The sequence below is a fragment of the Cupriavidus lacunae genome, assembly GCF_003353055.1.
GTDB lineage: Bacteria > Pseudomonadota > Gammaproteobacteria > Burkholderiales > Burkholderiaceae > Cupriavidus > Cupriavidus lacunae.
Genome location: NZ_QKWJ01000031.1, coordinates 1 through 26,129 on the forward strand (window position 1 = coordinate 1; position 26,129 = coordinate 26,129).

Genomic DNA, 26,129 nt, shown 5'->3' on the forward strand with positions numbered 1-26,129 from the left:
CAGTCTTCGAGATCTTCCGTATCAGGCAAAATTGCCACCACTGATTGTCAACTTCACCCGAAGTTAACACCGTCCAATCCGGTTTACAACCTTTCCTATCGAGATGTGGGTAAAGGCAAGCGCCTGCGGGAGAGGGGCTGGGGAGAGCGCGGGGGCTTCAAGCGCTGCCGTCGCCCGAGTGGCTCACGCCGCCGGCTTCGCTTGCAGACATGGGTCCTTGCGCTCGACCGCCGGCACCACCACCGCCATATCGAACTCACCGTCGCCCGGCGGGTTTTCCACATAACCGACGCTGACCACCTGCCCCACGTCCACCCCCAGCCAGCGCGGCACGCCGATATCGCGCCGCACGTGCCCGTTGCCGGCGATCAGCACCGCACCGCGTTGCGCGTACGGGCGCAGCGTCTGCGCCATCACCGCATCGCGCGCGGCCTGCGCCGCCAGCATGCCGGGCAGCATGGCCCTGGGGAAATTGCCGCAGTGGCCGCGGTCCAGCACCGCCGTCTGCGCGGCGACGAGGTCGTCGGGCAACGCACCGGAGAGGCCCAGTTGCCGGCGCTCGCCGGCCGGGAACAGGCTGTCCAGCCCGCCGCGCACGATCTTGCCGGCATCGGCGCGCGACAGGTTGGCCGCCACCAGCGGCAGGTCGTACTGCAGCGCCAGCGCTACCACCGGCCGGTACAGCGGCCACTGCCAGGCGCCGCCGCCGGCCTGCGCGATCAGGTAGTCGGCATCGCGCGGGCGCTCGCGGCGGGCGCGCTCGATATCGGCCTGGCGCTCGCGGTCGAACTGCTCCATGGCGATGGCGGGGCGCCAGCCTTGCTCGACCGCGCGCGTCAGCGCAGCCAGGCGCTGCTGCTGCGCGGCGGCGTTGTCGTGCACCTCGCCCAGCAGCACGTAGGACTTGCCGGCGAAGGCGGCGCTGACGGCCTCGGGCGGCGGGCGCGTGGCCGCACAGCCGGTGGCCAGCACCGCGACAGCGGCAGCCAGCACGCCGGCCTTGCGCAAACGGAATGACATCACGCGGTTCCTTTCCTTATCTCGTTGCGGTGGCCGGGTTGGCGGCCTGCTGCTCCGGCACATACACCATCGACCCGTCCTGCATCCGATAGGCTACGCCAGCCTTGATGCCATCGCCCGAGCCCACCTGCCCGCTGGCCTGGTAGCGCACCACCTTCTCGCCCTGGCGCGACACGATCTCCATATTTGGCTTGCCCGGGTTGGTGATGACGGTCACGTCGTCATGCGTAAACGGGTTGGCCGGATTCTGCGCGATCGCCACCAGCAGCGCGGCGATCACCACCAGGAACACGTCGATCAGGTTGACCACCGACAGGATCGGATCGTCGGCTTCGCTTTCTTCCAGGAACGTCATTCGTCCGCCTCCCATTGCGGCCGCGACTGCCCCAGCCACACCAGTTCCTCGGCCAGCCAGCGGCGGCGCACGTTGACCACCCAGAACGTGATGCTGGCCGCGATCAGCGCCAGGATCACCGCGGAGAAGGCGATGGTCAGATTCTCGCCCACATTGGCCAGGTTGCCGCCGGACAGGCCCTTGAGCGCCGGACCCATCGGGATCATGGTGGCCACCAGCCCCAGCAGGCGCCACCCGCGTGGCGATGCGCGGGCGTTCCAGCAGGCGGTGCGCGGCGACGTCGAGCGCATCGGTATCCGCCACCTTGTGCCGGCGCGCCCAGGCCACCAGCACATAGCCGCGCCCGCTTGCGACCGGATGGCGCGCGCGCAGCCAGGCCTGCATAGCGAATTCGCCCAGCGCCCAGAAGGCATAGAGGAACAGCAGCGCGATCAGCGCCAGCGTCGGGATCAGGAACAGCTGGCCGACGTCGTACATCAGGGTTTCAAGCAGGGTAGGGGTCATGGTGTGTCGTCTTCAGGAATTCGATGGATGCTTCTGCCAGGCGCTCAGCACGGTCCCGGTATCCAGCTGCCGCCGGCAGCGGCCTGGCGCCGCCGCGCGCTGACGGCACCGCCGACGATGGCCGCGGCCAGCGCGATGCCGCCGGCCAGCCACGACAGCACCGGCACGATGGCGGCCGCGGGCGGCATGCGTTCGACCAGCTGCATGCCCTGCACGGGCTGGGGTTGGGACGGGTTCGGCGCGGGCGCAGGCACGGGTGCGGGCTCGGCAGCGGCCGGCCTGGCAGCGCGGGGCGGCGCGGCCGCCGGCGCCTGCATGCCGAAGCCCTCGGCCGCCGCCTGCACCTGTTGCTTGCGGTACTGGTTGAATGCGCGGTTGTTGCTGACGATGTCGTGGCGCTGCGCGAGGTCCTCGTAGCGCTGCGCCAGCGTCTCCAGCAGCTTGCTGTCGGCCTTCCAGTAGCCCTTGCGCGCGACTTCCAGCATGCGCTCGATCACCTGTGCCTGGGCCTGCGGCGCGTTCTTCTCGAACCACGCGTTCAGCCCCAGCTTGTGCTTGTCGTTGACATAGACCTCGGCGAACTCGGTCCACTGGTCGTCGCGCACGATCTCGGGCGAGACCGCGGTCCAGCCCCAGAAGTTATTGACGGTGTCGAGCACCTTCAGCGCGCCGCTGTAGCCCTCGGCCTTCATGCCTTCGATCCAGCCCGGATGGAAGTAGCGCGTGCGCAGCTCGCTGGCGAGGAAGCCCGCCGCGGTCTCGGTGCGCGCGTTGTTCGCATCGCGCAGATTGGAGATCAGCAGTTCCGGCGCCTTGCCGGTCAGGTGCCGCACCGCCAGGCCGATGCCGCCCAGGTACTGGAACGGATCGTCGGTGGTGAGCATGCCGTACAGGTTGGAGCTGCGCGCCAGCAGCGCGCCGTCCACGCCCTTCAGGTTCTCGGCATACAGGTTGACCTGCGGCAGCGCCTCGCCCCAGTGCTGCTCGTCGGGGCCGTAGGCGTACTGCATGCGGGCAAGGTAGAGTTTGGCCAGCCTGGCGTCGGCCTCGCGGCCGCTGCCGAAGGTGTCGGTGGCCATCGCGGCATCGTTCAGGCCGGTGCCGTAGTTGCCCGATTCGCTGGCGAAGATGCGCGTCACCGCCAGTGCGTCGAGACGGTCGGCGGGGACGTTGAGCTTGACCAGCCGTTCGCGCACCGCGCGCGTATTGGCGGCGACGACGTTGCCGGCCTCCGGCTGCGCGGCGGCCAGCTTCACCGCCTCGGCCAGCCACTTCATCAGGTTGGGGAAATGGTCGCGATACAGGCCCGTCGCCGACAGCACCACGTCCACGCGCGGGCGCCCGAGTTCCGCCGCGGGAATCGCTTCCACGCCGACGACGCGACCCCCGTCGTCCCACTTTGGCCGCACGCCCAGCACCGCCATGGCCTGCGCTTCCAGCATGCCCTGGTGGCGCATGGTCTCCACGCTCCACAGCGAGAACGCCAGCTTGTCGGGGTATCGGCCATGGCGCTTGCGCCAGTCGGCAATCATGGCTTCGGCCGCGGCCTGGCCGGCTTTCCAGGCTTCGCGGCTGGGCACCTTGGACGGATCGAAGCCATACAGGTTGCGCCCGGTCGGCAGCGTATCGGGGTTGCGCACCGGGTCGCCACCGGTGCCTGGCAACAGGTACCGCCCGGCCAGCGCGGTCAGCAGGCCGGCATTCTCCGGCGCCGCATCGAGACTGGCGTAGAGCTGCCGCGCGCGCTGCATGTCTTCGCGCTGGCGCGCGTCGCCCAGTTCGTCCAGCGGCGCGCCTTCGGTCACGTAGCGGCGCACCATCGCATAGGGCGCGGTTTGCGACAGTTCTGCGTAGTCGACCGCGAACAGTTCCTCGGGCGCGTCCGGGAACACACGCTTGAGCCAGTCCTTGCCGAGCATCGCCATGGTCGTATAGAGCCGCAGCCCGTCGTCCTGAGACTGGCCGAAGGTGTGCAGGCCATAGGGCTGCAGCGTGCCGCCAAGTTCATGCAAGTGGATATGCAGCGCATCGAGATAGCCGGTGAAATCGGCGCGCGCCCGCACCGCGGTCCAGCCCATGTCCTCGAACAGATGCATCGACGCGCTGCGCGCCAGGATCTGCTGCCTGATGGTGCCCTTCACCGCGCCTTCATCCTGCTGCAGGAACTGGTGCAGCTGGTCGTGCAGCGACACCAGTTCCGTATGCAGGCCCGCCGGGCGGAACGGCGGCGTCTGGTGGCTGACGATCACCGCGCGGCCGCGGCGCCTGGCCTGGATGGCCTCGCCCACGTCGTCGACGATATACGGGTAGATCACCGGCACGCTGCCCAGTACCAGGTAGGGCTGGTCGGTGACGGACAGCCCGCGCTCCTTGCCCGGGGTCCATTCCTGCGTGCCGTGCGTGCCGTAGTGCACCAGCGCGTCTCGGCCTCCGTCTCCGGTACGCGCCCACAGGTATGCGGCAATGTAGAAGTGATTCAGCGGCGTGGTGGTGGAGTGGTACAGCGCCTTCTCGTCCGGTTCATTGCGCTCGCCGCGCGGCGGCACCGGCATCAGCGCCACGTTGCCGAGCTGCAGGCGCGGGATCACGAAGCCGGCCTCGCCGTTGCGTGTGGCGGCCATCGCCGATTGCTCGGGGTTGCCCCAGCGCTGCGCCACCGCGGCGCGGAATGCGGCTGGCTGCGCGTCGTACCAGCGCCGGTATTGCGCCATCGGCACCCATACCGCCAGCCCGGCATCGAGCAGCGGTTCCAGCTTGCCGCCGCGGTAGAACGGTGCCAGCAGCGCGCCAAGGTCACGTTGCAGCCGCGCTTCGTCGGCCGCTTCGGTGGTGTAGCCAGCGGCGCGCAGCGCGGCCAGCGTGCTGGCCAGGCTCTTGGGTAGATTCAGGAACGAGGCCGACAGGTTCTTCTCGCCGGCCGGATAGTTGTAGTACAGGATCGCCACGCGCTTGTCGGCATTGGGCAGGCTCCGCAGCCGCGCCAGGGCCAGCGCCTTGTCGGCCACGCTGTCGAGCTGCGCCGGCAGGCCGACGATGGCGCCGTCGCCCCGGGCCGTCGCGGCGGCGACGATGGGATCGATCACGCCGGCCAGTTCGGGCTGCACCAGGTAGAACGGCGTATCGGTCAGGCTGATGCCATGCGGATCGTCTTGCCACGCCTGCGCATCGCCCTTGCGATACGGCATCACCTGCATCACGGGCACGTCGAGCTTCTCGAACTCGGCCCTGCGCCCCTGCGGGTTCAGCATGATCTGGCCGTTGACCAGCACGTCGACCAGGCGCCTGCCTTCCGGCATGGCCATGCGCAGGATGCCGTCGGCATCCATCACCGGGCCGTAGAAGGTCAGCGCGCGCGCATGGCGGGCTTCCAGGCGGCGGATCAGGTCGTCGATAAAGGCACTGTCCAGCCCCGACACATAGGCCTGGTGGATGGCGATGCCCACCACCGGACCGCTGCTGCCCGACGCGGCCAGCGCTTCGTCGGGCGACGTGGTGATGACGCTGGCCAGCTTCGGGTGGTAGTAGGCCGCCTTGGGGAACGCCACCGGTGCCGGAATATTGCTGTCGGCGCGCAGGCGGAACTGCTGCGCGGCCAGCGTGCGCATCATCGCGCTGAAGTTGGTACGGCCGCCGTTGACGTAGTACGCGTGCAGCTGCGCGGCAAGCTTGTCGTCAACGCCGTGGGTCTCGTAGCGGTCCGTCGCGACCAGCACGCGCGGCACGCGCGCCTGCGTCCACAGCGGGCCCAGCTGCTGCTGCATCGCGGTGACGATATGGTCGCGCGGCGCATCGACGATCAGCAGGTCGGCATCGTTGATAAAGGGCGCGAGCTCCTGCGCTGGCATGCGCTCGAGATAGCGCGCCTCCAGCGTCATGCCTTGCGCCTGCGCCATCTCGCGCAGCGGCGCGAACTTGCCGGCGGGCACCGGCGAGCTGGTCAGGATGGCGATGCGCGGCGCCGCGGCGGCGTGCGCAACACCGGCCAGCATCAGCAGCCATAGCAGCGCCCGCAGGAAGCGGCTTGTCGTGGTGTTTTGTGGGGACATGGCAAAGCTCCTGCGGCTCAGAACGACAGCTTCAGGCTGGCGGCAAAGGTGCGGCCCGGCTGCGTGTAGAAGTCCACGCCAGGCTCGTTGGCGGCCACGCCGGTCTGGCGCACATCGCCCCACAGCCAGTATTTCTTGTCGAACAGGTTGTTCACCGACAGCGCCAGGCTGACATGGCGGTTGAAGCGCCACCACGCCTGCAGGTCGACCACGCCGTAGCCGGCGGGCTTGAAGTAGGTGAACGAGGTATCGTCTGTGCGCGTGACCGGGCGCGCGCCGCGCCAGCGCACGCCTGCACCCTGGCCCGGCGTGCGCTCCCAGCTCAGCCCGGCACTGGCGCGCAGCGGCGACACGCTGTTCAGCGGCTGCCCGGTCTGCTCGTTGTTGCCATGCGCATACGCCACCGCGCCGTCGACGCGCCATTGCGGCAGGAAGCGCCACGCGCCGCGCCACTCGGCGCCGTAGATGCGCACGCTGGTCTGGTTGCGGTACTGGTAGGTCGCGCGCAGGCCGGGCAGGCAGGCCGGGTCGGACGGGCAGGTCAGTTGCACCTGCTCGATAAAGTCGCGGTAGCGGTTGTCGAACACGGCCACGCTGGTCTGCACGTTGTCACGTCGGTATAACGCGCGCCGATCTCGAACGAGCGGCTCTTCTCGGGGTTCAGGTTGGCATTGGGCGCCGCGCCATAGCCCTGGATGGTGTTGCGGAAGCTGCCGTTGACCTCCTGGTAATTCGGCGCGCGATAGCCGAAGACGTATTGCGCCCACAGGCTGACGCGATCGGTCGCCTGCCACAGTGCCGACAGCTTGGGCGACAGGTGCGAATCGCTCTTGCTGACGGCGGGGCCGCCCGCGGCCTTGTTGTAGACCGCATCGTCGCCGTCGGGCGAAAGCGCGTAGTGGTCATAGCGCAGACCCGGCGTCAGCGTGAAGCGGCCATCGAAGAAGCGCAGCTCGTCCTGGACGAACAGGCCCGTCTGGCGCGTCTCGCCGGTGGGGAAGTCGTGCATCGGGAAGTTGTCGCCGGCCAGCGACTTGGTGATGGTGCCGGTGGTCAGGTTGCGCACGGTGCCGTCGCGCGACTCCGTGGTGCGCGTGCGCATGAAATCGACGCCCCCGATCAGGCGTTGCCCGACGCTGCCGGTGGCAAAGGACTTGTCGGCTTGCAGGTTGAAGCCGGTCTATTCCTGGCGGAAGGCAAAGCCGAGTTCGACATTGCACAGGCTGGTGCCGCGCGTGGAGGCCGAGCAGCCGGTGCTGGTATTGCTGCGCACCTGGTTGGTCAGGGTCCTGGTATCGGACTCCTGGTAGTAGACCTGCGCGGTGAGCTGGTCGAGCATGCCGCTAGCCGGCTTCCACGCATAGTCCAGGCTGACGCGGTCGCGGTTCAGGTCTTCGGTGCCGTTGGTCGAGATCACGCGCGGCAGCGCGGTCGACAGGCGCTGGATGTCGGTGTCGGTATGGCCTTCGCGGTGCTCGTAGGTGAGCTTGAACTTGTGCTCGGGGCTGGCGTTCAGCAGGATCTTGCCCAGCCATGCCTGCGTGTGCACGTCCTGCGGATTGGGCCTGGTGCGGTTGACCGAGTTAGAGTCGTCGCTGCCCATGTTCTTCATTTCATGCGCGTTGCGGTTCGCGACCATGAACAGGCCCTGGATGGTGTCGTTGCCGCCCGCGACGCCGGCGGTCTGGCCGAATCCGTTGTCGATGCCGTTCCAGTTCAGGCCGATTTCACCGCCAGCCTTGCGGCCCTGCATCAGGTCGGACGGGTCCTTGGTGGCATACGCCACCACGCCGCCGATGACGTCCGAGCCGTACAGGCTCGACGCCGGCCCGCGCAGCACTTCCACACGCTTGAGGAACGAGAACTCAGGTGCATCGCGCGTGGCGCTGGAAATATTCGACGGCCCGCCGCCACTGAAGAAGTCCGGCAGCCGCACGCCATCGACCATCTGCAGCACGCGGTTGTCTTCGATGCCGCGGATATTGATGCTGCCGGCGCCAAAGCGGCGGCGGTCGCGCGGCACGTCGATATCGGGCTCGTCGGCAAACAGGCCCGTCTCGTCCACCGGCTGCGCGTGTTCGATCTGGCGCGCGTCGCGGGTGGTGATGGTCGAGGCCACCGAATCGGCCCGCTCCTCGGTGCGGGTGGCGGTCACCACCACTTCATTGAGCGCGGCGAGAGTGATGGATTTGTTGTCGCCTTCGGCGGCAATGGCTGGCGCGCCCAGGGCGGCACAGACGGCAGCGACGGGCGTGACCCGGACGGTGGCGCGCAAGCGCGCCAGGCAGCGACGTTTCATGGATTCTCCCCATAAGAAATCGGACGCTGGCTGGCAGGAACCTTGACAGGAAGGCTGGCTCGCGCATGGGCGCGGCGGCCCGCGGCAACAGGTGTCGCGGCGTCTGCGCCGGTTTTTAGTTAACGAGAATTATTATCATTTAAACCTGATTCGTAAAGCACTTATATCGAACCCGTCACTCATGTGGCGGCCAGGCTACATGTCGCTAATGTCTGGGTCATGGCGGGTGCCCTAAAAGCAAAGAGGCCGCAGCGATGCTGCGGCCTCCTTTGCCTTGCCGAACCCTCAGTGCTGGTGCACCGTCTCGCCCGGCGCCTTGTCCGGCAGCCTGTTGCCTTCGGCATCGATCTGCAACGGCCCGGTGCCGGAGAAGCGGTCCAGCGCCAGGTAGATCACCGGCGTGATGAACAGCGTGATCACCTGCGAAAACAGCAGGCCGCCGACCACGGCCAGGCCCAGCGGCTGGCGCAGCTCAGCGCCGGCACCCAGGCCCAGCGCCAATGGCAGCGCGCCCATCACCGCGGCGAAGGTCGTCATCATGATCGGCCGGAAGCGCAGCAGGCACGCCTGCCGGATCGCCCTGGCGGGCGTCATGCCCTGCTCGCGCTGTGCCGCCAGCGCGAAGTCGATCATCATGATCGCGTTCTTCTTGACGATGCCGATCAGCATCAGCACGCCGATCACCGCGATCAGCGACAGCTCGACATTGAAGATAAACAGCGTCAGCAATGCGCCCACGGCGGCCGAGGGCAAGCCCGCCAGGATAGTCAGCGGGTGGATGTAGCTTTCATACAGCACGCCCAGCAGCGTGTAGATCACCGCGATGGCCGCCACCAGCAGCACGATCTGTGTGGCCTGCGACGACTGGAACACCGCCGCGTCGCCGCCCCAGCTGGTGAAGATCGAGGTCGGCATGGCGATCTCCTGCCGGTAGCGGTCGATGCGCGCGGAAGCATCGCCCAGCGCCGCGCCCGGTGCCAGGTTGAACGACACCGTCACCGAAGGCAGCTGCCCCTGGTGGTTGACGGCGATCGGCCCGACCCGGCGCTCGGTGGTGGCGAAGGCCGAGACCGGCACCATCTGGCCGGTCTTGCTGCGCACATAGAGCTTGGAGAACGCGCTTTCGTCGGTGCGGTCTACATCGGCCGCCTGCAGGATCACGTAGTAGTTGTCGATCGGCGTATAGATGGTCGACACCTGCCGCTCGCCGAAGGCCGAGTACAGCGCGGTGCGCACGTCCTGCATCTGCACGCCCAGCGCATTGGCCTTGTCGCGGTCGATGGTCAGCTGCGCCTCCAGCCCGGACTGCTGCGAATCGCTGGTGACGTCGCGGAAGACGGCATCGGCGCGCATCTTCGCCATCAGCCGGTCGGAGAATTCCTGCAGCTGGCCCGCCTTCACGCTCTGCAGCGTGTACTGGTAGCGGCTCTTGCTCTGGCGCCCGCCCAAACGCAGGTTCTGCACCGGCGAGAAATACACCGCCAGCCCCGGAATGCCAGCCACGTCCTTGCGCAGCGACTCCACCACCTTCGGCATCTTGGGCCGCTCGGCAAGCGGCTTGAGCTCGATAAACATGCGGCCGGTGTTGATGGCGGGCGAGGGGCCGCCGCCGATGGAAACCACCACGCTCTTCACCGCAGGATTGGCGCGCATGCGCTCGGCCGCATCGCGCAGCCGCGTCGCCATGGCATCGAAGGAAATATCCTGCGGGCCTTCCGCATTGACCTGGATCTGGCCGATGTCCTCTTCGGGGAAGAAGCCCTTGGGGATGGTCACGAACAGCACCGCGGTCAGCACGAAGGTCAGGCCCGCGGCCACCAGCACGGTGCGCCGGTGCGCCAGGCACCAGTCCAGCCCGCGCGCATAGCGGTGCAGCGTGAACTCGAACAGGTTCTCGAACCACTGCGTGGAGCGCATGCCCAGGGTCTGCTTCTGCGCCACGGCCGCGGGCGCCGGATGGCCCGGCGCGTGGTCGCCATAGGCGTGGTGCGATTCATCCACTGGCACGTTCTCGGCCGACAGGAAGCGCGCGCACAGCATCGGGATCAGCGTCAGCGACACCAGCGCCGATACCAGGATCGCCAGCGACACCACCGCGGCAAATTCATGGAACAGCAGGCCGATCACGCCCGGCATGAAGAAGATCGGGATAAACACCGCCACCAGCGAGATCGAGATCGACAGGATGGTGAAGCCCATTTCGCGCGAGCCCACCAGCGCGGCCTTGAGCGGCGCCACGCCTTCCTCGATATGGCGCACGATGTTCTCGAGCATGACGATGGCGTCGTCCACCACCAGGCCCACCGCGAGCGTGATGGCCAGCAGCGAGACGTTGTCCAGGCTGTAGCCGAAGGCCTTCATCAGCGCCACCGTGCCGATCAGCGAGATCGGCAGCGACACGGTGGGGATCAGCGTGGCCGCGGCGCGGCGCAGGAACAGGAAGATCACCATCACCACCAGCGCCACCGTCAGCGCCAGCGTGAACTGCACGTCGTGGATCGATTCGCGGATCGAGTTGGAGCGGTCGTTGACCACCGCCACATTGACCGAGCCCGGCATCTGCGCGGTCAGGCGGGGCAGGGCGGCCTTGATGGCATCGACCACCGCCACGGTGTTGGCATCGGGCTGGCGCAGCACTGCCAGCACGATCGAGCGCTCGTTGTTGAGCCAGCTGCCGGTCTTGATGGTCTCGACGCTGTCCTCGACCTCGGCCACGTCCGACAGCCGCACCAGCGCGCCGCTGGGCTGGCTGGCGACGATGATATTGCGGAAGGCGTCGGCGCTGGTCAGCTGCCGGTTGGCCTGGATGGTCAGCGTCTGGCGCGCGCTGTCCAGCGTGCCCACCGGGGTGTTGGCGTTGGCGCGGTTCAGCGCCGTGGCCAGCTCGTCCAGCGTGAGCCCGCGCGCGGCCAGCGCATCCGGGTGCGCGCGCACCCGCACCGCAAAGCGCTTCTGCCCGAAGACCTGCACCTGCGCCACGCCCGGCAGTGTGGCCAGCGTGGGCGAGATCAGGTTGTCGCCAAAGGCGTTCAGGTCCGCCAGGCTCATCGCCGGCGAGTTGATCGCCAGCAGCAGCACCGGCGCATCGGCCGGGTTGACCTTGCGGTACGACGGCGGCACCGTCATCTCGATCGGCAGCGAACGCTGCGCGCGGAACAGCGCCGCCTGCACGTCCACGGCGGCGGCGTCGATATCGCGGTCGTTGTTGAATTCGATAGTGATGCTGGAATTGCCGAGCGTGTTCGACGAGCTGATCACCGACACGCCCGGGATCGTCGCGAACTGCTTTTCCAGCTGCGTCGCCACCGACGCCGCCATGGTCTCGGGGCTGGCCCCGGGCAGGGTCGCGGTGACCTGGATCACCGGCGAGTTGAAGCTGGGCAGCGCGGCAATGGGGATGGTCGGGTACAGCACGATGCCGGTGACCACCACGGCCAGGCACAGCAGCACCGTCATCACCGGACGGCGGATGCAGAGTTCCGAGAGCGTCATGGCTCAGTGCCCCGCGGTGGCGGTGGCCGGGCGGGCGGCGGCGCCGGAGGCACCGACAGCCGGGGCTTCGCGCACCAGCGCGCCGGGGCGCAGGTTCTGCGTGCCTTCCACCACCACGCGGGCGCCGGCCTGCACGCCCTCGACCACGGCAGCGGTGGCGGTGGTGGTCACCACCTGCACCGGCACGCGCGCGACCTTGCTGTCGGGCTGGACCACGTAGACGAAGCGGCCTTCGGGGCCGGTCACCACCGCCTGCGGCGGCACCGACAGCGCCCCCTTCAGGGTCTGCACCACAGCGCTGACGTTGGCGTAGGTACCCGGCCACAGGCGCTGCTCGTCATTGTCGAACTGCGCCTTGACGCGGATGGTGCCGTACTGCGGATCGACGGTGTTATCCACAAAGCTGATCTTGCCGGTCACCGGGGCCTTGCTGCCGTCGTTGGGCAGCGCGGTGACCTGCACCGGGCCGGCGCGCAGCGCCTCGCGCAGCGCGCCCAGCTGCCGCTCGGGCAGGGTGAAGGTCACGGCGATCGGCTGTACCTGGGCGATGATGACCATCGGCTGGGTGCTGTTGGGCAGCACCAGCGAGCCCGGGAAGGCATTGATCACGCCGGTGCGGCCGCTGATGGTGGCACGGATGGCGCCGTAGCTGACGGCCACGCGGCTGGCTTCGATGGCGGCCTGGTCGGCGCGCACGGTGGCGGCAAAGCCGTCGACCTTGGCCTGCGCGGTATCGAGCGCGCTCTTGGAGATGAAATTGCGCTGCACCAGCTCCTGGCTGCGCGCGAGCGTGCGGCGGGCATCGGCCAGGTCGGCCTGGTCGCGCAGCAACTGGGCCTGCGCCTTGGCCAGATTGGCCTCGTCCATGCGGGTATCGAGCGAGAACAGCAGGTCGCCCGGCCTGACGGTCTGGCCTTCCTTGATATGGACGGTGCGCACGGTGCTGGACACCTGCGGACGCACCTCGACCGTGGACAGCGCCGTGACATTGCCGTTGGCCGAGACCTGCAGCGGCACGTCGCCCTGCTGCACGGCCACGGTGGACACCACCACCACCGCCGGCGGCTTGGGCGCCGGCCTGGGGGCCAGCCAGGTGCGCCAGGCAAGCCAGCCCAGGCCGGCAAGCACCAGCACCACGGCCACCATGACCCAAGGCGATACGCGGCCGCGCCCCGTTCCGGTGGCCGACCTCCAGTTGCTGTCGACGAAGCCCTTGGGCTGGTCGATCCTGTCAGATTTCATATTGTGTGGACCCTCTGCACCGCGTCTTCGCGCCACTCCCCGTGATCCGCCCGGCTTGTTATGCCCAGATGTTGCCGGTGCGTGTCGCGCAAAGCCTCTACTAGTACCGCGCTTCGCCCGCCGGAGCCAGCGCCGCGTATTACAGTCCGTTACAGGGGTGCAAGGGTCTGGTAATGGCCGGCGCCGGCAAACGCCGCCCGGGCCACAGGGGAGGCCGGAGATGTGTGTAGCGGGGCGCTTGTATGATTAGACAAACATTATCAGAAAAGCTGCCGCCGGCCATCGCGGCGCCACTGATTGACGCTGTCGACCGACAGTTTGCGTGGCCCGGCCTGCACAATCACAGCATCGCCGGCGCGCACTTCCCCCTTGAGCACCACGCTGAGATAGACCCCGGAGTAGCCGCTTTCGACCATGTCGCGCACCGCGTGGCGGTAGCCCAGCGCGGCGTTGAACTTGTAGCAGGGCTGGCGCGGCGACTCCACGCGCAGCAGGGCCGTCCCCACGCGCACCAGGTCGCCGATCCAGAGCTCGGATTCGAGCAGGCCTTCCAGGGTCAGGTTCTCGCCCATGGTGCCATAGGGCAGCGGCGGGCCTGACTCAGGCTGCGCGCAGGCGCGGCGGCGCGCGTTCCACCAGGCGTAATGCTCGGACGGGTAGGCATAGACCGCCTTGTCCAGGCCGCCGTGCACGGTCAGGTCGCCCTGCTCGTCGCCGGCCAGGCCCAGCGGCTGCACCTGCACCCGCAGCGGATGCAGCAGCGTGCTGACCGGGTGCTTGCGGATGCCCGACAGCACCACCGCCTCGGTGCCCGCCCCGGCCACCACCAGCGGGATGGCCTTGCCTAGGCTGACCGCCAGCACACGCGCAAGGCCCGGCCAAGGTCTGGAATCGCTCACGTGGGCCCCCGCTTCGTGGTTGTGGAAAAAGCTGTGGATAAGCTGCGGATATCCCTGAGGATAAGGTGGCGGATAACCCTGTGGGCAAGTGCTTGGTGCGGTTCGTCACAAGGCGCCCGGCGGCGGCGAGACAGGGGAGGGCGGTGCCAGTTTCAGCCCTGCATCACACCTGCTGGGCCGCCTGCGGCCGCTGCCACTGGCAGCCCAGCATGCGGGCGCGCTGCGACACCACCAGCGCCGCCAGCATCAGCGCCGCCGCGCCCCAGTGCAGCGTATCGGGTCCGGCCAGCGTATAGATGGCGGCGCCGCCCATGGCGCCGGCGGCCTGGCCCAGGTAGATCGATGAAGAATTCAGCGAGATCGAGACTGAAGCCCGCTCCGGCGCCAGCAGCACCAGCCGCGCCTGCTGCGCGCTGTTGGTGGCAAACCCGCCCACGCCCCACAGCATGAACAGCGGCACCAGCGCCACGCCGCCCAGCCCGGCCAGCGGCCACAGCACCATGGCCGTGATCGAGGTCAGCAGCGTGACCTGCACGATCCGGCTGGGCGTGACCCGGTCCATGCGCGACGCCGCCATGGCATTGCCGAACACCCCGCAGGCGCCGTAGGCCAGGAACATCAGGCTGAGCGCGCCGCCGCTGATGCCGTAGACGTCGCGCATCAGCGGTGCGATATAGGTATACAGCGTGAACATGCCGGCCGAAGAGATCATGGTGGTCAGCACCACCAGCATGAGCGGCTTGTGGCGCAGCACCGCGCCCCAGGCCTCGCGCCCGGCCGGCGGCACCATCAGCCCGCGCGGCAGCGCACGCCAGACCGCCGCCGACACCAGCAGCGCCATGACGCCGACCAGGGCCATGCTCACGCGCCACCCCATCGTGCTGGAAATCCATGTGCCCAGCGGCACGCCCACCACGCTGGCGATGCTCCAGCCCAGGAACACGAAGCTGATGGCGCGCCCGCGGGTCTGCGCATTGACCAGCAGTGGCAGCGTGGCCGCGGTCTGGGGCGTATAGATGGCCGCGCCGATCGCGGTCAGGAAGCGGATTGCCATCAGCGCCGCAAAGCTCGGCGCGAAGGCTGCGGCCAGGTGCATCACCCCATAGACCAGCAGCGAACCGGTCAGCAGCAGCCGGCGGTCGATGCGCGAGCCCAGCGTGGCGAACAGCGGGGCGCCGATGCAGGTGGCCAGCGCGAAGAGCGAGATCAGCTGCCCGGCGCTGGCCGCGCCCAGCCCGAAATCGCCGGCAATGTCGTTCAACATGCCGGTAACGATCATCGCACCGGTGCCGATGACGAAATTGCCGACGCAGAGCGTCACAAGCCTGGGGTCCATGCCGGCCTTGGGAGAGGGGGCGGCGCGCGGGGCGCCTTGTTATTGTCTGCCGCGGGCCATTGCGGCCGGGCGGTAAGGGAAGTCCCGAGTGTAGCGGGTTCGTGGAAATCGCGTTCGCGGGGGGATCTGCGCCAGCCGCAGCCAACGCCGTTTGAGCCAGGCTCCCCTCGCCCGCTTGCGGGAGAGGGGAGAAAACCGGGCGGCCGGAGAAAGCCCTCAGCGCGTCAGCACCGGCGCCAGCGCCTTCGGATTGACGATGCAGTCATGCTTGCCGTCCAGCACGTCCAGGATGTTCTGGAACGCGGTGCGGAAATACAGCTCGTAGCTGTCGCGCTCCACGTAGCCCAGGTGCGGCGTGCAGATGCAGTTTTCCATGCGCAGCAGCGCGTGGCCCTGCAGGATCGGCTCGGACTCGAACACGTCGATCGCCGCCATGCCCGGGCGGCCCCGGTTCAGCGCGCTGACCAGCGCGTTCTCTTCCAGCAGCTCGGCGCGGCTGGTATTGACGAACAGCGCGGTGGGCTTCATCCGGGTCAGATCGGACTGCTTGACGATGCCGCGGGTGTCGTCGTTCAGGCGCAGGTGCAGGGACAGCACATCGCTGTCCGTAAACAGTTGCTCCTTCGACTCCGCCACGCCCAGGCCATCGGCGCGCGCGCCTTCCAGCGACGCTTCGCGGCCCCAGACCAGCACCTTCATGCCGAAAGCGCGGCCATAGCCGGCCAGCAGCCGGCCGATCTTGCCGTAGCCCCAGATCCCGAGCGTCTGGCCGCGCAGCACCTGGCCCAGGCCGAAATTGGGCGGCATCGTCGTCGATTTCAGCCCGGACTGCTGCCAGGCGCCGTGCTTCAGGCTGGCCACGTACTGCGGAATGCGGCGCTGGGCGGCCATGATCAGCGCCCAGGTCAGTTCGGCCGGGGCCACCGGCGAACCCACGCCTTCGAGCACGGCCACGCCACGGTCGGTGCAGGCCTCCAGGTCGATATGGCTGCCGGGACCGGCGCCGACCCGGCCGGTCTGGCTGATCAGCTTGAGCTTGGGCAGTTTTTCCAGCAGTTGCCGGGTGATGCGGGTGCGTTCGCGGATCAGCACCACGGCTTCCACGTCTGACAGGCGCGCGGCCAGCTGGCCCACGCCCTTGACGGTATTGTTGAACACCTTGACGTCGTGCCCTTCCAGCAGGCTGAAGCAAGGCAGCTTGCGCACGGCATCCTGGTAATCGTCGAGTACGGCAATCTTCATCGGCAACCCTGGTTATCTTCGGGACGTTGTGCCGGTTGGTGCGCGCGCCCACTGAGCCGCGCGCCGGCCAACAGTATTGTTGTGAAACGTTGCGAACCCCGTGCCGGCGCACCGCAACACTGCCGCCGGGCGGCGCAAATGTCGCGCCAGCCGGCACCGGCGATTGTTGCGCAGCAAAAAACAGGGGGGTGCGCCAGTGGTATCCTTGCCCGTTCCGGTGCCGCCGCGGATTGTCGGTCGAGCTTCGCTCCCGTCACGCGGACGCCTCCGGACAAAGCCCGGCCAGCATGTGCAGGCACCCCTGCGCTGGCGAAGCGCAACTGTAGCGCAGCCGCAGGGACCGCCGCGACCTTTTGCATAAACGGGGCCGCCGCGGAGTTGTAACGGGATGTGACCATCCGGAGTTGACGCTCCGGATGTGACGATCCCATCCCGGGACGTATGGCGGACCATGGGCCACTGGCCAGGCTTTGAAAGGATTCCTTCCCTTCCTTCCCTTTACGAACCTGGAGTTTGCAGTATGAACCACCCCACGATGCAAGGCACGGTCGCCGTCAATGCGCCGGCCTGGGTCAAGCACCCCAAGCTGATTGCCTGGGTTGCGGAAATCGCCGCGCTGACCAAGCCCGACAATATCTACTGGTGCGACGGCTCCCAGGAAGAATACGACCGCCTGTGCGAGCAGATGGTCGCCGCCGGCACCATGAAGCGGCTGAACCCGGCCAAGCGCAAGAATTCCTTCCTGGCCCTGTCGGACCCGTCGGACGTGGCGCGCGTAGAAGACCGTACCTTCATCTGCTCCGAGCAGCAGGAAGATGCCGGCCCGACCAACAACTGGACCGCCCCCGCCGAGATGCGCCAGACGCTCGCCGGCCTGTTCGACGGCTGCATGCGCGGCCGCACGCTGTATGTGGTGCCGTTCTCGATGGGCCCGCTGGGCTCGCCGATCGCCCATATCGGCGTGGAGCTGTCGGATTCGCCGTATGTGGCGGTCAATATGCGCATCATGACGCGCATGGGCCGCGCCGTGTACGACGTCCTGGGCACCAACGGCGCCTTCGTGCCGTGCGTGCACACCGTCGGCAAGCCGCTGGCAGCCGGCGAGCAGGACGTGGCCTGGCCGTGCAACCCGACCAAGTACATCGTCCATTTCCCGGAAACGCGCGAGATCTGGTCGTTCGGCTCCGGCTACGGCGGCAATGCGCTGCTGGGCAAGAAGTGCTTCGCACTGCGCATTGCGTCGACCATGGGACGCGACGAGGGCTGGCTCGCCGAGCACATGCTGATCCTGGGCGTGACCTCGCCCGAAGGCAAGAAGTACCACGTGGCCGCCGCTTTCCCGTCGGCCTGCGGCAAGACCAACTTTGCCATGCTGATCCCGCCCAAGGGCTTCGAGGGCTGGCAGGTCACCACCATCGGCGACGACATCGCCTGGATCAAGCCAGGCCAGGACGGCCGCCTGTACGCCATCAACCCGGAAGCCGGCTACTTCGGCGTGGCCCCGGGCACCAGCGAGAAGACCAACTTCAACGCGATGGCGACCCTCAAGGAAAACGTCATCTTCACCAACGTGGCGCTGACCGACGACGGCGACGTGTGGTGGGAAGGCATGACCAAGGAAGCGCCGGCGCACCTGGTCGACTGGCAGGGCAGGGACTGGACCCCGGAAATCGCGAAGGCCACCGGCGCCAAGGCCGCGCACCCGAACGCCCGCTTCACCGCGCCGGCGTCGCAGTGCCCGTCGATCGACCAGAACTGGGACAACCCGGCCGGCGTACCCATTGATGCGTTCATCTTCGGCGGGCGCCGCTCGACCACCGTGCCGCTGGTGACCGAGGCCCGCAACTGGACCGAAGGCGTCTACATGGCCGCCACCATGGGTTCGGAAACCACCGCCGCGGCCGCCGGCCAGCAGGGCGTGGTGCGCCGCGACCCGTTCGCCATGCTGCCGTTCTGCGGCTACAACATGAGCGACTACTTCGGCCACTGGCTGGAGCTCGGCCAGAAGCTGGAAGCCGCGGGCGCGAAGCTGCCCAGGATCTACTGCGTCAACTGGTTCCGCAAGGACGGCGACGGCAACTTCGTGTGGCCGGGCTTCGGCGAGAACATGCGCGTGCTGTCGTGGATGATCGACCGCGTGGAAGGCAAGGGGCAGGGCGCCGAGCATGTGTTCGGCACCTCGCCGCGCTATGAGGACCTGAACTGGAATGGCGTGGACTTCACGCCGGCGCAGTTCACGCAGGTGACCTCGATCGATCGCGATGCGTGGCAGCAGGAGCTGGCGCTGCATGACGAGCTGTTCACCAAGCTGCAGCATCGGCTGCCGCAGGCGCTGGCGCAAGCGCGGACGGCATTGGGGAAGCGGTTGGAGGGGTGATTTCTTTCGTCCGCGCCTTGTGAAAGAACCCGCCTCTTCGGAGGTGGGTTTTTTTTGGGGGCTGCCTGGGTAGTCGCTAGGCGGGTGGGTGTCGCGCTTGGCGGGCGTGGCTGCGCAGCCCCGCTGGTCAATCGCACCTTACCCCCCCTCACTATCCCCCAACGTCTCCACCGCATACTTCACCAGCCCGGCGCGCCCCTCGATCCCCAGCTTGCGCTTGAGGTTTAGCCGGTGCGTCTCGACCGTGCGCACCGACACCCCCAGCTGCGCCGCGATCTCCTTGTTGGCCAGGCCGCGCCCGATGCCGCGCAGGATATCGCGCTCGCGTGGCGTCAGCGCGTCCAGCGGGCCGGCCGCAGGGCTCTGCTCGGCCATGCCGCGGGCAATCCGGGCGCTGTAGAACACGCGCCCGGCCAGCACCGACTGGATCGCCGCCATCAGCTCGTCGGCCGGCGCATCCTTGAGCACATAGCCGCGCGCGCCCGCGCGCACCGCCTGCCGCACGTATTCCAGGTTGTCGTGCATCGACACGATCAGGACGGCCAGTTCGGGATAGCGGTCGTGCAAGGCCGCCGCCAGGGCAATGCCGCCCATGCCGCGCATGCCGATATCGGTAATGACCAGGTCAGGCAGCTCGGCGCTGGCGGCGCGGCCCAGCCATGCCAGCGCGGCTTCGCCGTCGTCGGCTTCGCCCACCACGCGCAGGCCGGGCTGCAGCGCCAGGTGCATGCGCATGCCGTCGCGCACCAGCGCGTGGTCGTCGATCAGCAATACGCGGGCGGGTACGTCGGTGGTGTCGGAAAAAAGCTGGGTCATGACTGCGAGGATCCTGCCGATACGGCATCGTGCGCAATGGCCGCCGGCCTGGCCAGCGGCAGCGAGGCGACGATCTGGGTGCCGCCCATGCCGGAAATGATGTCGAACTGCCCGCACAGCGCGGCGATGCGCTCGCGCAGGTTGCGCAGGCCGATGCCGCGCTGCGGGTCTTCCTGCATGCGCGCCACGTCGAAGCCATGCCCGTCGTCGCGCACGGTGAGGCGCGTGGCATCGGCATCGAAGGCCAGCGACACCGCGACCCGGCGCGCGCCGGCATGGCGCTCGACGTTGGTCAGCGCTTCCTGGGCGATGCGGAACAACGCCGTGGCCTGTTCGTCGGGCAGCTCGCGCGCGATGCCGCCCTGGGTCACCGTGATTTCCAGCCCGCTGCCACCCTGCATCTCGCGCGCCAGGTGCTGGAGCGCGGCGAACAGGCCCAGGTCGTCGAGCAGGGCCGGGCGCAGGTTGCGCGCCACGCGCCGCACTTCATTGAAGACGGTGTCGAGCCGGTTCAGCGCCATGCCCAGCACCGGCGCCACCGCGGCGCCTTCGGCCGGCGCCAGGCGCAGGCGGTTGGTGGCGGTTTCCAGCACCAGCTTGACCGATACCAGCAGCTGGCTGATGCCGTCGTGCAGCTCGCGCGACAGCCGGGCGCGCTCGTCTTCCTGCGACTGCACCACGCGCTGGGCCAGCTGGCGCAGCTTGGCATCGGCCTCGCGGTGTTCGCTGACGTTAAGCGCCAGCCCGCTGGCGGCGACCAGCAGGATGCTGATGGCGGCGATCACGCCGATCCAAGCCATCGTTTCGCGGATGTCGGTCTCGGCGCGGGCGTCGAGCTGACGCAGCGTGCGCTCCACGTCATCCAGGTAGATGCCGGTGCCGAGCATCCAGCCCCATTCGGGCACCGCCACCACATAGCCGAGCTTGGGCGCCAGCTGCTGTGACGACGGCTTTTTCCACAGGTAGCGCACCGCGCCGCCACCGGCCTTGGCCGCGGCAATCAGTTGCTGGATGGTGAGGGCGCCCTGCGGATCGCGCAGCGTCCACAGGTCCTGGCCGACCAGCTCGGGCTGGCGCGGGTGCATCAGGTTGCGGCCCTGCAGGTCGTACAGGAAGAAGTAGCCGTCGCGGCCGTAGTCCAGCCGCGCGAGGGCGTCCATTGCCGCCTGGCGCGTGGCGGCGTCGCCGCGGCCGGAACGCACCAGCGGCGCGATCGCGCTCTGCGCCAGTTCTACGTAGTGGCGCAGCTCGGTTTCCTTGCTCTGCAGGTAGGCCGCCTCGACCAGGGCGCGCTCGTGCCGGGCGAGCTGGGTGGCCTGGAAACGCACGGCGAATGCGATGCCGAGCATGGCCACCGCAAGGGGCGCCACGGCAAGCAACAGGATCTTCTGGCGGAGTTTCATCTGGAGCGGGGGTAAACACCGACGCCGCGCAGGCGGCATGCCACCGTCGACTTGCGTAGTACTACACAGAAGTGCTGCGTAGTTACGCGCTTGTGCGGGGTTTGGCGGGTGTCAATACTACACGCCGAAAGCGCCGACGCCCCAGCAGGGCGCATGCGCCGACGCAGCTGGTGCACCATCCACACCCGGATGGTGCATCGCCTGCCTGCAAGACGAGATCCGGAAACGACGACACAACCGGGCGCGCAGCAGCATCCCCAGGAGACAGCCTCACCGCCGGATTGCCCCCGCTGCCCGCCCTCGGCGCACCTCCGCTGCCGATCCTGCCAGTTGCCTGTTACCAGTCCTTCGCCGCCGCAGGCTATCCATATCCCGGTCTGAGGAGACCTTCACTATGAATCGCATCGGAGAACACCTGGTGTGGCTGGCCGTCGCCATCCTTGGCGCGTTTGCCTTCGGCACCGTCGCGCTGGCGCGCGGCGAGGCCGTCAGCGCGCTATGGATCGTGGTTGCCGCGCTCTGCATCTACCTGATCGCCTACCGCTACTACAGCCGCTTTATCGCCGACAAGGTGATGCAGCTCGACCCCAAGCGCATGACCCCGGCCTGGCGCCATAACGACGGCCTGGACTACGTGCCCACCAACAAGGCGGTGCTGTTCGGCCACCACTTCGCCGCCATCGCCGGCGCCGGCCCGCTGGTCGGCCCCGTGCTGGCCGCGCAGATGGGATATATGCCGGGCATGCTGTGGATCCTGGCCGGGGTGGTGTTCGCCGGCGCGGTGCAGGACTTCATGGTGCTGTTCATCTCCACGCGCCGCGACGGCCGCTCGCTGGGCGACCTGGTCAAGTCGGAGATGGGCACGGTGCCGGGCATGATCGCGCTGTTCGGCTGCTTCATGATCATGATCATCATCCTGGCGGTGCTGGCGCTGATCGTGGTGAAGGCGCTGGCCGGCTCGCCGTGGGGAACCTTCACGGTGGCGGTGACGATTCCGATCGCGCTGTTCATGGGCATCTACACGCGCTACATCCGTCCGGGCCGCATCGGCGAGGTGTCGGTGATCGGCTTCGTGCTGCTGATGCTGGCCATCATCGGCGGCCAGTACGTGCATGAGAGCGCCGTGCTGGCGCCGCTGTTCACGTATGACGGCAAGGCCCTGACCTGGATGCTGATCATCTACGGCTTTATCGCCGCCGTGCTGCCGGTGTGGCTGCTGCTGGCGCCGCGCGACTACCTGTCGACCTTCCTGAAGATCGGCACCATCATCGCGCTGGCCATCGGCATCCTGATCGTCGCGCCGGAACTGAAGATGCCGGCTTTCACGCAGTTCGCCAAGGGCGGCGGGCCGGTGTGGTCGGGCAACCTATTCCCGTTCCTCTTTATCACCATCGCCTGTGGCGCCGTCTCGGGCTTCCACGCGCTGATCTCGTCGGGCACCACGCCCAAGCTGCTGGAAAACGAATCGCACGCGCGCTTCATCGGCTACGGCGCGATGCTGGCCGAGTCGTTCGTGGCCATCATGGCCCTGGTGGCCGCTTCGGTGATCGAGCCGGGCGTGTACTTCGCCATGAACAGCCCGGCTGCTGTGATCGGCACCACGCCGGACGCGGTGGCGCAGGTGGTTTCGACCTGGGGCTTCGTGATCACGCCCGACGTGCTGATCCAGACCGCCAAGGACGTCGGCGAGAACACCATCATCTCGCGCGCCGGCGGCGCACCGACGCTGGCCGTGGGCATCGCCCACATCCTGCACCAGGTGGTGGGCGGCCAGGCCATGATGGCGTTCTGGTACCACTTCGCCATCCTGTTCGAGGCACTCTTCATCCTGACCGCCGTCGATGCGGGCACCCGCGCCGGCCGCTTCATGCTGCAGGACCTGCTGGGCAGCTTCGTGCCTTCGCTCAAGCGCACCGACTCGCTGCCGGCCAACCTGATCGCCACCGCACTGACCGTGGCGGCCTGGGGCTACTTCCTGTACCAGGGCGTGGTCGACCCGCTGGGCGGCATCAACACGCTGTGGCCGCTGTTTGGCATCTCCAACCAGATGCTGGCTGCCGTGGCGCTGGTGCTGAGCACCTGCGTGCTGGTCAAGATGAAGCGCGGCCAGTACGCCTGGGTCACGCTGCTGCCGACCATCTGGCTGCTGGTCTGCACGCTGACCGCCGGCTGGCAGAAGCTGTTCGACGCCGATCCCAAGGTCAGCTTCCTGACCCATGCCTCGAAGTTCAGTGCCGCCATTGCCGAAGGCAAGGTGCTGGCCCCGGCCAAGTCGATCGAGCAGATGCAACGCATCGTCTTCAACGACTACCTGGACGCCGGCCTGTGCGCGCTGTTCATGTTCGTGGTGCTGTCGATCGTGGTCTACGGCTTCAAGACCGCGCTGCAGGCCCGCACGGCCAGCCGCCGCACCGACAGCGAAACGCCGTTCGAGCCGCTGCCGGCGGCCGCCTCGGCACAATCCTGAAGCAGGAGCCCGCCATGCTGGAACAACTCGGAACGATGGGGCGCTATCTCGGGCAGTCGCTGCGGCTGATGGTCGGCTTGCCCGACTACCAGACCTATGTGGCGCACATGGAAAGCACTCACCCGGACCGCGCGCCGATGAGCTACGAGGAATTCTTCCGCGAGCGCCAGGAGGCACGCTACGGCGGCGGGCAGGGCAAGTGCTGCTGAGCACACCCTGAGCGGCGCCGGCCGCAAAGCAGACAGGCGATCACATGATCGCCTGTCTTTTTATTGAGTGTTGCGTTTTTGCCGCGCTTTTGTCGTGCACGGACACCGTTTCTGTGGAGGATTACACGGCCTTACAGGTGGTTACAGCAAGGGCGCGGCTCCTTATCTACACTTGCGGCACATCATGGCAATTAGAGGAAAAAAAGATATGACTCGCCATCCCGTTCGCAACCTGACCGTTGCTCTTGCCCTGGCGGCCTGCGCGCTGCCGGCGGTCGCGGGCGACATGAACAATGCCCTGGGCGGCGCTCTCGGCGGCGTCGCCGGTGCCGCAGTAGGCGGCGCGCTGGGCGGCAGCACCGGCGCAGTGATCGGTGGTGCAGTGGGCGGCGGCGCCGGTGGCGCAGTGACCTCCAACCGCCGCGAGCGCACCGGTGCCATCATCGGCGGCGCACTGGGCGGCGGTGCCGGCACCGCGGCTGGCAACGCGATGGGCGGCCGCACCGGCGGCCTGATCGGCGCCGGCCTGGGCGGCGGCGCGGGTGCGGCGCTGGGCGGCAACGTCTCGCGCAACAACTCGTACGACGATGACCGCGGCTATTACAAGGGCGGCTACAAGCACAAGAAGCACAAGCACCACCACCACGACGACTAAGTCGCGGCTGAGCAGAAAGAACGGGCCCTAACGGCCCGTTTTTCATTTGCGGCGTCTGGCATAATCAATCGCCAATGGTTGCGGACCCGCCGGCTGCAGAAACAAAGAAGCCCGCAACCGGAACCGGTGCGGGCTTCTTCTCCAATAAAGTCGGAGAGGGCTGTGAAGCACTCTCCCAAGGACCTGTGGAGACCAGGTTAAAGCAGGCGGGGCCACCCAAGGGGAGGATGTGGCCCCGGGACCGCGCGCTGCCGGACTGCCCGGGGAAGGCAGGCCCGAGCTGGCCTCAGAGGGGCGCGCGATCGGTAGTGGTGTCGTACTTGGCGCCTTCCGAGAAGGTGTCGAACTTGCCGGCGCGGGCGCCATCGGTGAAGGCATCGAACCTGCCGGCCTTGGCACCATCGGTGTACGGGTCAAACTTGCCCACCTTGGCGCCGTCGGAATACACGTCGAACTTGCCGTTCTTGGCAAAGGCCGGTGCGGCCGACAGGGCGGCGGCGAGGGTGGCGACAGCGATCAGGGCGTAACGATTGGATTTCATGATTCAGACCTTCTTTTATTGCGTAGATGCCTGATTCGTCACTCCGACGACGGACTATGTTGCATTGCGGCATCCAATGGCTAGATATTAGGCATTTCCCTCATATCAATAAATATCAGGATCCACAATGATTAGTTTTGATTCGAACAATAAAATAGGCTGATTACGTAAGAATTCAGCGCAGAACCGGGAGACTGTGTCATGGATCGCCTGCAATCGATGCGTGTGTTTTCCAAGGTTGTCGAACTGGGAAGCTTCGCGCGTGCAGCGCAGCAGCTGGAAATGTCCAACGCCGTGGTGACGCGCTACGTGGCCGACCTGGAGAGCCATCTCGGCACGCGGCTGCTCAACCGCACCACCCGCAGCCTGTCGCTGACCGACGCCGGCGAGACCTACCTGCAGCGCTGCCAGCAAATCCTGGAGGACGTGGAGGAGGCTGAAAGCGTGGTCACCGCGCGCAGCCAGTCGCTGTCCGGCACGCTGCGCCTGGTGACCCCGGTGATGTTCGGCCTGCACCTGCTGCCCGACTTGCTGGCGCGTTTCCAGCAGCTGTACCCGGACGTGGTGTTCGACGTGATCCTGTCGGACCGCAACGTCGATATCGTCGAAGAAGGCCGCGACGTGGCCGTGATGCTGTCCGACCTGGGCCTGGGCTCGCACCTGGTGGCGCGCCCGCTGCTGTCGGCCGAGGTAATCCTGTGCGCGTCGCCGGGGTACGTGGCGGCGCACGCGCCGATCCGCCATGCGCACGAACTGAGCCACCACCGCTGCATCGCCATGCGCTTGCCCAATTCCGAGCACGAATGGACGCTGTTGGGCCCCGAGGGCGAGGTGACCGTGCCGATCCGCCCCGGGCTGATGTGCAGCAATGCCGAGCTGGCGCACCAGGCGGCGCTGGCCGACATGGGCGTGGCCATGCTGTCGTCCTACCTGGCACGGCCCAATATCGAGTCGGGCAAGCTGGTGCACGTGCTGCCGCAATACCAATTACCGCGGCGCGATGTCAGCGTGGTCTACCCGAGCCGCAAATTCCTGCCGACCAAGGTGCGCGCCTTTATCGACTTCCTGCTCGAAGAAGGGCAGGTACGGGGCAAGGAAGTGCAGCCGGCGCCGGCCGCCGGCCAGGGCGCGCAAGCCGTGCGCACCTGAGTTGCCCGCCTGAGGCCCTGAGGCGGCCTACCTGAGGGACGGCCCAAAGCAAAACGCCCGGCGATGCCGGGCGTTTT

General features: G+C 67.6%; 20 protein-coding genes. 5 read left to right on the forward strand and 15 right to left on the reverse strand.

What is annotated here, in order from left to right; genetic code table 11:
- Positions 1-183: 183 nt before the first annotated feature.
- The 12 genes from DN412_RS22590 to DN412_RS22635 form a co-directional block, all read right to left on the reverse strand.
- On the reverse strand, positions 184-1,020 hold the full coding sequence (locus DN412_RS22590) for a ChaN family lipoprotein (RefSeq protein ID WP_115213625.1): 837 nt from the start codon (positions 1,018-1,020) through the stop codon (positions 184-186).
- Positions 1,021-1,036: 16 nt separating this feature from the next.
- Positions 1,037-1,375: a DUF2149 domain-containing protein gene (locus DN412_RS22595; RefSeq protein ID WP_115213626.1), complete on the reverse strand. Its 339-nt coding sequence runs from the start codon at positions 1,373-1,375 to the stop codon at positions 1,037-1,039.
- Complete coding sequence (locus tag DN412_RS44585; protein ID WP_244222745.1) at positions 1,372-1,665, reverse strand: hypothetical protein; 294 nt, start codon at positions 1,663-1,665, stop codon at positions 1,372-1,374. Before DN412_RS44585 ends, DN412_RS22595 begins: the two co-directional genes overlap by 4 nt.
- A 258-nt stretch (positions 1,666-1,923) precedes the next feature.
- Positions 1,924-5,925 carry a cobaltochelatase subunit CobN gene (gene cobN / locus DN412_RS22605; RefSeq protein ID WP_115213627.1) on the reverse strand — a complete coding sequence of 1,334 codons (4,002 nt, stop codon included), beginning with the start codon at positions 5,923-5,925 and terminating at the stop codon, positions 1,924-1,926.
- Between the two features lie 17 nt (positions 5,926-5,942).
- Positions 5,943-6,530, reverse strand: coding sequence for a TonB-dependent receptor domain-containing protein (locus DN412_RS44590; protein ID WP_244222746.1), 588 nt, complete (start codon positions 6,528-6,530; stop codon positions 5,943-5,945).
- A complete protein-coding gene (locus DN412_RS44595; RefSeq protein WP_244222747.1) occupies positions 6,467-7,027 on the reverse strand; it encodes a TonB-dependent receptor domain-containing protein in 561 nt (186 codons plus the stop codon). The genes DN412_RS44590 and DN412_RS44595 overlap by 64 nt, the downstream gene beginning before the upstream one ends.
- A gap of 78 nt (positions 7,028-7,105) precedes the next feature.
- Positions 7,106-8,224: a TonB-dependent receptor plug domain-containing protein gene (locus DN412_RS44600; RefSeq protein ID WP_244222748.1), complete on the reverse strand. Its 1,119-nt coding sequence runs from the start codon at positions 8,222-8,224 to the stop codon at positions 7,106-7,108.
- 285 nt (positions 8,225-8,509) lie between these two features.
- Positions 8,510-11,716, reverse strand: a complete 3,207-nt coding sequence (locus DN412_RS22615; RefSeq protein ID WP_115213628.1) for an efflux RND transporter permease subunit — start codon at positions 11,714-11,716, stop codon at positions 8,510-8,512.
- Between the two features lie 3 nt (positions 11,717-11,719).
- Positions 11,720-12,958 carry an efflux RND transporter periplasmic adaptor subunit gene (locus DN412_RS22620; protein ID WP_115213629.1) on the reverse strand — a complete coding sequence of 413 codons (1,239 nt, stop codon included), beginning with the start codon at positions 12,956-12,958 and terminating at the stop codon, positions 11,720-11,722.
- Between the two features lie 260 nt (positions 12,959-13,218).
- Positions 13,219-13,857, reverse strand: coding sequence for an MOSC domain-containing protein (locus DN412_RS22625; RefSeq protein WP_115213630.1), 639 nt, complete (start codon positions 13,855-13,857; stop codon positions 13,219-13,221).
- Between the two features lie 163 nt (positions 13,858-14,020).
- Complete coding sequence (locus DN412_RS22630) at positions 14,021-15,193, reverse strand: MFS transporter (RefSeq protein WP_115213631.1); 1,173 nt, start codon at positions 15,191-15,193, stop codon at positions 14,021-14,023.
- A 216-nt stretch (positions 15,194-15,409) separates the two neighbouring features.
- Positions 15,410-16,435 carry a D-2-hydroxyacid dehydrogenase family protein gene (locus DN412_RS22635; RefSeq protein WP_078198353.1) on the reverse strand — a complete coding sequence of 342 codons (1,026 nt, stop codon included), beginning with the start codon at positions 16,433-16,435 and terminating at the stop codon, positions 15,410-15,412.
- Between the two features lie 520 nt (positions 16,436-16,955).
- Here DN412_RS22635 and DN412_RS22640 point away from each other — a divergent pair.
- On the forward strand, positions 16,956-18,812 hold the full coding sequence (locus DN412_RS22640; RefSeq protein ID WP_115213632.1) for a phosphoenolpyruvate carboxykinase (GTP): 1,857 nt from the start codon (positions 16,956-16,958) through the stop codon (positions 18,810-18,812).
- Positions 18,813-18,950: 138 nt separating this feature from the next.
- Here the strand turns inward: DN412_RS22640 and DN412_RS22645 are convergent, their stop codons facing one another.
- Positions 18,951-19,628 (reverse strand): response regulator, encoded by a 678-nt coding sequence (locus DN412_RS22645; RefSeq protein ID WP_115213633.1) that lies wholly within the window; start codon positions 19,626-19,628, stop codon positions 18,951-18,953.
- Positions 19,625-21,031 (reverse strand): cache domain-containing protein, encoded by a 1,407-nt coding sequence (locus tag DN412_RS22650; protein ID WP_115213634.1) that lies wholly within the window; start codon positions 21,029-21,031, stop codon positions 19,625-19,627. Before DN412_RS22650 ends, DN412_RS22645 begins: the two co-directional genes overlap by 4 nt.
- A gap of 394 nt (positions 21,032-21,425) precedes the next feature.
- Here DN412_RS22650 and DN412_RS22655 point away from each other — a divergent pair, with 394 nt between their 5' ends.
- From DN412_RS22655 to DN412_RS22665, 3 genes are all read left to right on the forward strand, one after another.
- Positions 21,426-23,498, forward strand: a complete 2,073-nt coding sequence (locus DN412_RS22655) for a carbon starvation CstA family protein (RefSeq protein WP_115213635.1) — start codon at positions 21,426-21,428, stop codon at positions 23,496-23,498.
- A 14-nt stretch (positions 23,499-23,512) separates the two neighbouring features.
- Positions 23,513-23,707: a YbdD/YjiX family protein gene (locus DN412_RS22660; protein WP_012354346.1), complete on the forward strand. Its 195-nt coding sequence runs from the start codon at positions 23,513-23,515 to the stop codon at positions 23,705-23,707.
- Positions 23,708-23,915: 208 nt separating this feature from the next.
- Entirely contained in the window at positions 23,916-24,362 is a 447-nt protein-coding gene (locus DN412_RS22665; RefSeq protein WP_115213636.1) for a hypothetical protein, read from the forward strand.
- 286 nt (positions 24,363-24,648) lie between these two features.
- On the opposite strand, the gene DN412_RS22670 is transcribed toward DN412_RS22665, so the two are convergent.
- Positions 24,649-24,903 (reverse strand): hypothetical protein, encoded by a 255-nt coding sequence (locus tag DN412_RS22670; RefSeq protein ID WP_115213637.1) that lies wholly within the window; start codon positions 24,901-24,903, stop codon positions 24,649-24,651.
- 201 nt (positions 24,904-25,104) lie between these two features.
- On the opposite strand from DN412_RS22670, the gene DN412_RS22675 reads away from it, so the two are divergent.
- Positions 25,105-26,052 carry a LysR family transcriptional regulator gene (locus DN412_RS22675; RefSeq protein WP_115213638.1) on the forward strand — a complete coding sequence of 316 codons (948 nt, stop codon included), beginning with the start codon at positions 25,105-25,107 and terminating at the stop codon, positions 26,050-26,052.
- Positions 26,053-26,129: the final 77 nt, after the last annotated feature.

Coding starts and splice junctions, on each gene's coding strand:
- DN412_RS22620 (WP_115213629.1), bottom strand. CDS start 12,958: ATGAAATCTGACAGGATCGACCAGCCCAAGGGCTTCGTCGACAGCAAC.
- DN412_RS22665 (WP_115213636.1), top strand. CDS start 23,916: ATGACTCGCCATCCCGTTCGCAACCTGACCGTTGCTCTTGCCCTGGCG.
- DN412_RS22635 (WP_078198353.1), bottom strand. CDS start 16,435: ATGAAGATTGCCGTACTCGACGATTACCAGGATGCCGTGCGCAAGCTG.
- DN412_RS44595 (WP_244222747.1), bottom strand. CDS start 7,027: ATGCGCACGCGCACCACGGAGTCGCGCGACGGCACCGTGCGCAACCTG.
- DN412_RS22670 (WP_115213637.1), bottom strand. CDS start 24,903: ATGAAATCCAATCGTTACGCCCTGATCGCTGTCGCCACCCTCGCCGCC.
- DN412_RS22630 (WP_115213631.1), bottom strand. CDS start 15,193: ATGGACCCCAGGCTTGTGACGCTCTGCGTCGGCAATTTCGTCATCGGC.
- DN412_RS44600 (WP_244222748.1), bottom strand. CDS start 8,224: ATGAAACGTCGCTGCCTGGCGCGCTTGCGCGCCACCGTCCGGGTCACG.
- DN412_RS22645 (WP_115213633.1), bottom strand. CDS start 19,628: ATGACCCAGCTTTTTTCCGACACCACCGACGTACCCGCCCGCGTATTG.
- DN412_RS22615 (WP_115213628.1), bottom strand. CDS start 11,716: ATGACGCTCTCGGAACTCTGCATCCGCCGTCCGGTGATGACGGTGCTG.
- DN412_RS22655 (WP_115213635.1), top strand. CDS start 21,426: ATGAATCGCATCGGAGAACACCTGGTGTGGCTGGCCGTCGCCATCCTT.
- DN412_RS22650 (WP_115213634.1), bottom strand. CDS start 21,031: ATGAAACTCCGCCAGAAGATCCTGTTGCTTGCCGTGGCGCCCCTTGCG.
- cobN (WP_115213627.1), bottom strand. CDS start 5,925: ATGTCCCCACAAAACACCACGACAAGCCGCTTCCTGCGGGCGCTGCTA.
- DN412_RS22660 (WP_012354346.1), top strand. CDS start 23,513: ATGCTGGAACAACTCGGAACGATGGGGCGCTATCTCGGGCAGTCGCTG.
- DN412_RS22675 (WP_115213638.1), top strand. CDS start 25,105: ATGGATCGCCTGCAATCGATGCGTGTGTTTTCCAAGGTTGTCGAACTG.
- DN412_RS44585 (WP_244222745.1), bottom strand. CDS start 1,665: ATGCGCTCGACGTCGCCGCGCACCGCCTGCTGGAACGCCCGCGCATCG.
- DN412_RS22640 (WP_115213632.1), top strand. CDS start 16,956: ATGAACCACCCCACGATGCAAGGCACGGTCGCCGTCAATGCGCCGGCC.
- DN412_RS22590 (WP_115213625.1), bottom strand. CDS start 1,020: ATGTCATTCCGTTTGCGCAAGGCCGGCGTGCTGGCTGCCGCTGTCGCG.
- DN412_RS22595 (WP_115213626.1), bottom strand. CDS start 1,375: ATGACGTTCCTGGAAGAAAGCGAAGCCGACGATCCGATCCTGTCGGTG.